Origin of the sequence: Streptomyces pathocidini (assembly GCF_001418495.1) — a bacterium.
In the GTDB taxonomy this organism is placed as follows: Bacteria; Actinomycetota; Actinomycetes; order Streptomycetales; family Streptomycetaceae; genus Streptomyces; species Streptomyces pathocidini.
The window spans coordinates 1-3,826 of sequence record NZ_LIQY01000462.1; the positions used below are offsets into that span (position 1 = coordinate 1).

At 76.6% G+C, this 3,826-nt stretch carries 3 protein-coding genes and 1 pseudogene; 3 read left to right on the forward strand and 1 reads right to left on the reverse strand.

The window, feature by feature from the left end; all coding sequences use genetic code 11:
* A pseudogene (locus tag AOK16_RS26725) lies at positions 1–396 on the reverse strand (hypothetical protein); the annotation flags it as partial.
* 190 nt (positions 397–586) lie between these two features.
* On the opposite strand from AOK16_RS26725, the gene AOK16_RS20365 reads away from it, so the two are divergent.
* The 3 genes from AOK16_RS20365 to AOK16_RS20375 all read left to right on the forward strand — a co-directional run.
* Positions 587–2,002, forward strand: coding sequence for an amidase (locus AOK16_RS20365; protein WP_055473636.1), 1,416 nt, complete (start codon positions 587–589; stop codon positions 2,000–2,002).
* Positions 2,003–2,655: 653 nt separating this feature from the next.
* On the forward strand, positions 2,656–2,970 hold the full coding sequence (locus AOK16_RS20370) for a hypothetical protein (RefSeq protein WP_055473637.1): 315 nt from the start codon (positions 2,656–2,658) through the stop codon (positions 2,968–2,970).
* On the forward strand, positions 2,971–3,826 hold an 856-nt coding region (locus tag AOK16_RS20375), incomplete at its 3' end, for a 4-alpha-glucanotransferase (RefSeq protein WP_205627742.1). It lies immediately after the preceding gene.

Consider the following 3,826-nt stretch of genomic DNA (forward strand, 5'->3'; position numbering starts at 1 on the left):
GTCTTCCGCGGGGTCGGTCAGGAAGGCGGCCGGAGGGCCGCCGCGCTGCTGCGGGACGGCGGCGGAGGCGGGGGCGCCGCCGACGAGGCCGCCGATGACGGCGGCGGCCAGGGCGGTGACCCTGACGCGGCGGGGCGCGTTGGGGGTGGCCGCCCTGGCGTTGCGCGTCGTGCCCGGAGCGCCTGTCCCGGCACCGCCCGCCCTGCCGATTGCCCTGCCGGTTGCCGCGGCTCCGGGACTGCCGGCCGTGCCCAGGGCGGCGGTTCCGGGACCGTTGGGTGTGGTTGGGGCGGCGGTTCCGGGACTGCCGGTCGGGGCGGCGGCCGTCGGCCCGGTGCCGTCGGTCGTGCCACGGCCCTCACGGGTCCTGTGCGGCCTGGAACCACGGAACTGCACGGCTTCTCCCTCGCCCTGTCCATCCACGTCAATGCCCCGTCATACCCCTGGAGCGACAGCCCAGCCCATCCCCGCCTGAAGTGTCGTCAACGCCACGTCCGATGATCCCTGATGGCCCGAGTCGTCTCCCACTGGGGGGTTTGTCGAGACGTGCCCACACCGGAACGGACCCTGCTCGTATGGTGGAGGCGTGGGCGAAATCCATGAGTTGACGGTGTTGGGGCTCGTTGGGGCCCTGCGGCGGGGGGAGGTCTCGGCCGTCGAGGTGGCCGAGCACTACCTCGCCCGGATCGAGCGGCTCGACGGCGGGCTCGGCGCCTACCTCACCGTCACCCCCGAGCGCGCCCTCGACGACGCCCGCAGGGCGGACCGCCGCCGCGCCGCGGGCGGCGAACTGCCGCCGCTGCTGGGCGTACCGCTGCCGGTGAAGGACCTCGACCCCGTGCCCGGCGTCCGGTACACCGCCGGGTCGGCCGTCTTCGCCGACCGGATCGCCGCTCCGGAGGAGGCGACCCGACTGGTGGGCCGGCTCGAACGCGCCGGCACCGTGCTGCTCGGCAAGACCAACACCCCCGAATTCGGGCTCCCCGCCTACACGGAGAGCCGGATCGGGCCGCCGGCCCGCACCCCGTACGACCCCGCCCTGGGCGCGGGCGGGTCCAGCGGCGGGGCGGCCGCCGCCGTGGCCGCCGGACTTGCGCCCGCCGCCCAGGGCAGCGACGGCGGTGGATCCATCCGGATCCCCGCCGCCTGCTGCGGCCTCGTCGGCCTCAAGCCGAGCCGCGGCCGCGTCAGCCCCGCCCCCTACGGCGACGTCAGCGGCCTCGCCACGGCCGGGCCGCTGGCCCGTACGGTCCGGGACGCGGCCGCGCTGCTCGATGTCATGGCCGGCCCGGCCCCCGGGGACCCGGTCCCCATGGCACCGCCCGCGCGGCTGTTCCTGGAGTGGTGCGAGCGCGCCCCGGCGCGGCTGCGCATCGCGCGCTGGGCGCGGCCGGACGTGGCGGGCGTGAGCGTGGAGCCCGAGGTGCTCGCCGCGTACGAGAAGACCTCCGCGCTGCTCGCCGAGCTCGGCCACGAGGTGGTCGACGCCGACCAGCCGCTGCGGCCCGGCGACCGGGACGCGTTCACGCCCGTATGGGCGGTGCTGGCCGGGCTCGTGCCCGTACCGCCGGAGCGGGAGGGCGAGTTGACCCCGCTCACCCGCTGGCTGCGCGCGCGGGGCCGGGCCGCGACGGGCCTGGACTACGCGCGGTCGCTGGCCGCCATGCAGGTGGTGGGGCGCCGCCTCGCCGCCGCCGTGGCCCCGTACGACGCCGTGCTCACCCCCACCCTCGCCCGGCTTCCGCAGCCGGTCGGCTCGCTGCGCGACGACGCCGACCCGGCCGCCGACTTCGCCGCGCAGATCGCCTTCACGCCCTTCACCGCGCCCTGGAACATCGCCGGTCTGCCCGCGGTCTCCCTGCCGCTGGGCTGGACCGGCGCAGGCCTGCCCATCGGCATGATGCTGGGCGCGGCCCACGGCGCGGAGGGCCCCTTGCTCGCGCTCGCCGCCCAGTTGGAGGCGGCCTCGCCGTGGGCGGACCGCCGCCCGAGGGTGTGGTGACGGAACGGCACACGACTCCCGTGGCGGGCGCGCACGGCCCTGCCTGACGGCGTACGCCGGCGGGTCCATGTCCGCCGTGGACGACAGTGGACGGCCGCGGCCCCCACCCGTCGCCACGGCCTTCGGCTGGCCAACTGCCGCCTGTGGGCCTGAGCTCGCCCGTCGTGGACGGTTCTGCCACCTTGTCGCGGACGGTTCGGCGCGCGCCGACCGTGCCCACCGCGGGCGCGCACCGGGTCTACTCCGCGGAACCACATCCGTCGCGGACGATGGTGGCCGCGCCCGCCGCCATGGCCTTCGGCCGGGCCCGCCGCCACGAGCCCGGGCCCCGCCCGTCGTGGCCGGTCCGGCCTCTCCGTCGCGGGCAGCTCGCCCGCGCTCCGCGCCCCGCGCCCGCGGCGCACGCTCTCGCCCGAGCTCCGCCCCGCACGTCTCCTCACCCCACGCCCCGTGCAACACCGGCCGTCCGGAAATCGTCATCCGTCGGGCCCGCGTGGCCGCAATGCCTGCGCGGTTCGCGGGTGGCGGCCGTGAAATCGGGTGGCGGGAACCTTTGTGAGCTGGACCACGTTCCCGAGGTGTCTACGTCTGCGGTCCTGCCCACGGGGTAGGCCTGCTGGTGACCAACCGCCGTCGACCATCGGAGGCCCGACGTGGCCGCGTCCGCCCAACTGCTGCTGTCCGCCCTGTCCAAACCCGCCGGTTCCGTCGACTCCCCCTGCCCCGTCGATCCGACGTGCCGCCTGGACCACCAGGAACCCGTCAACCCGCTCGACCTGGACGGCCTGTCGGACCCCGATTCGGGCCTGGAGGGCGCAAGCTCCAGTGAGTGGGCCGAACCCCCGCTGACCAGTGAACCGCCGCTCGCCGACACCGCACCGCTCACGAGCGAGCCACCGCTCGCCGAACTACCGCTGACCAGCGAGCCCACCGCCCTGGGCGGGAACACGGAGACCATGGAGGTCTAGATGGGCCGAGCGCGGCTCGCCGCCCTGCACGGAGTCGCCACCGCGTACGAGCCCGCGCCGGGCCGTACGGTCCGGGTTCCCGAGGAGACGGTCGTCGCCGTGCTCGCCGCCCTCGGCGTGGACGCGTCCACGCCTGCCGCCGTGCGGGCCGCACTCGACCGCCATGTGCACGGGGAGGCGAACCGGCTGCTGCCCGACACGGTTGTCCTGCGGCGGCCTGCCGACCCTTCGGCCCCGGACGGAACCGCGCCCCCACACTCGTACGCCCCGCACTCGTACGCCCCACGCCCGCACTCCGCGCCTCCGTACGCCCCCGTGTCCGGTTCGCGCCCGCCCGTCCCGGCCCTGCCCGAGGGCACCGTGCTGCGGGTCGACACCGAGGACGGCGACTGCCTGCCCTGGAACGGCTCCGCCTTCTTCCGGGGGCACGGGTCGGCGGACGGCGGAGCGGGCCTGGCCGGCCAACTGCCGCTCGGCGTCCACGCCCTGCGCGCCCACGCCTCCGACGGCCGCTCCGCCCGCGCCACGCTCATCGTGGCGCCCGACCGGATGCCCGAGCCGCCCGGCCGCACCCACGGCTTCCTGGTGCAGCTCTACTCCCTGCTGTCCGCCCGCTCCTGGGGCATGGGCGACCTCGGAGACCTGGCCGACCTCGCCGCCTGGTCCGGCCGGACCCTGGGAGCCGGTTTCGTCCAGCTCAACCCGCTGCACGCGGCCGTGCCGGGGGACGGCACCGACCCGACCGACCCGTCCCCGTACCGCCCCTCCTCCCGCCGCTTCCCCGACCCGGTCCACCTGCGCGTGGAGGACGTGCCCGAGTACGCGTACCTCGAAGGCACCGCACGCGCGCGTGCGG